This is a genomic window from Shewanella inventionis, from assembly GCF_014641855.1.
Lineage (GTDB): Bacteria > Pseudomonadota > Gammaproteobacteria > Enterobacterales > Shewanellaceae > Shewanella > Shewanella inventionis.
The window spans coordinates 1-1,466 of sequence record NZ_BMII01000099.1 but is presented as its reverse complement, the minus strand read 5'-3'; the positions used below and the strand labels follow the sequence as shown (position 1 = coordinate 1,466).

Annotated in this window: 2 protein-coding genes; one reads left to right on the top strand and one right to left on the bottom strand. The window is 43.0% G+C overall.

Going from position 1 to position 1,466, the window contains the following annotated elements; genetic code table 11:
- The coding region (locus IEW93_RS22200) for a transposase (protein ID WP_229706750.1) at positions 1–248 on the top strand (248 nt) is incomplete at its 5' end.
- On the opposite strand, the gene IEW93_RS21725 is transcribed toward IEW93_RS22200, so the two are convergent.
- Positions 237–1,373, bottom strand: coding sequence for a type II toxin-antitoxin system HipA family toxin (locus IEW93_RS21725; protein WP_188741271.1), 1,137 nt, complete (start codon positions 1,371–1,373; stop codon positions 237–239). The genes IEW93_RS22200 and IEW93_RS21725 overlap by 12 nt on opposite strands.
- Positions 1,374–1,466 lie beyond the last annotated feature (93 nt).

Here is a 1,466-nt window from a genome sequence, read left to right as displayed (position 1 = left end):
GTAAATCACAGGCACTTTTTGTGTGCGGTAAATGTGGACACACTGACAATGCAGATAGCAACGCATCATTGGTCATTAAAAAACGGGCAATTAATCTAATTTTAGACACTGGAACGGTGTTGTCTGACGATGGAGTTCTTCGAACTAAGTCAGATAGTGGGCGTGGAGGAAATCGTAAGACTAGTCGAGTCAAAAGCTCGACTAGCTGTGTCCAACGAAGCGTCAAAAAAGAAGATTTAGCGGCTTAGGCTGTTATCTTGGAAGCTCGTTGCTTTAGTTGCGAGTAGTTCACTAAAGTGCCTTGGGAAAATCTGTGCTATTTGGTACTTCTTACCTTTTGTCGCTTTAAGCCCCATAGCCAGCTTTGCATCGCGAATATTTAACCCTTTACCACCAAACACAGGATACAAAGATAAAATATCGTAAAAAGGGGTTAGTCGATATCCGCCACCCGCCTCAATAAAAAGTGAGAAATTTTTAGCGTGACCATCGGTTGCCGCTAATAGCCAAAACAGCACCTGAGACTTCATGAAGTTAACTCGATCTTGCTCTGAATTGGTGGAGCCCAATAAAGATGACATAATAAGCTCAATATCGGGGCCGCCGTGGCTTTCATATTTTCTCGCTAACGGAATGTTTAATGCTTGGCAAAAGTCCTCTTGGGGCAAACGCATAATCCATTTACCATCAGATGAGAGCCTACGGTCAAAGCGTTCCACAGCAAGCGCCTTAACATCACCCACCTTAATGACAGAGCACTGCGGTACATCTAAACCAAACTCCCTCACAATCATCATACATAAGTATTCGTTTTCAACACTGTCAGACATATCAAGAGTGTGTGAATGACTCTGTATCGAACCTATGGGTAGCTTAATGATGTGCGTTGTCGGGGTCGCCTTAATAGGAAGCCGCCACTGTCCCTCTAGATTAAGTAAGGCCGTTTTTTCTTGGGCACCTGCTATCGATATTCGAAAGTCATCCTCATCGGTTAACATGCCTAGTGGAATATTCGATTGATAACCCTTTAGCACTCTTTCCAATTCTTGATCCGATAAAGGTTTAGACTCAATTTTTTTAATATCAAATGGCTGCTGATCATGCGGTATGAGCTGCAATGCACCAACACTGTCTTGACCGACTTTGGCCAATAAATCGAATGCTTGGGTCGATTGAGCATTATGGCGAGCAACAATTCTGTTTCTCACCTCTATATTATCTGGGAGTAGATTATCGAAGAAATTGTAAACCTCATCACCTTTATATGCTTGCTTGCGCAGTGGCATAGACAAAGAGATGGGGCGACTATTAGCGGTATCTAACCATTGCTGTTCATACTTATACCGGTGATCATTGAAGGTGCTTGATTTTATTTCAAATCAGGATCATGCTACACCTCATGAAAATATACCTCACCGATGACCAGAAGAAACAGCTCGAAACCCAGCATGCTCAAGCGCGCGATG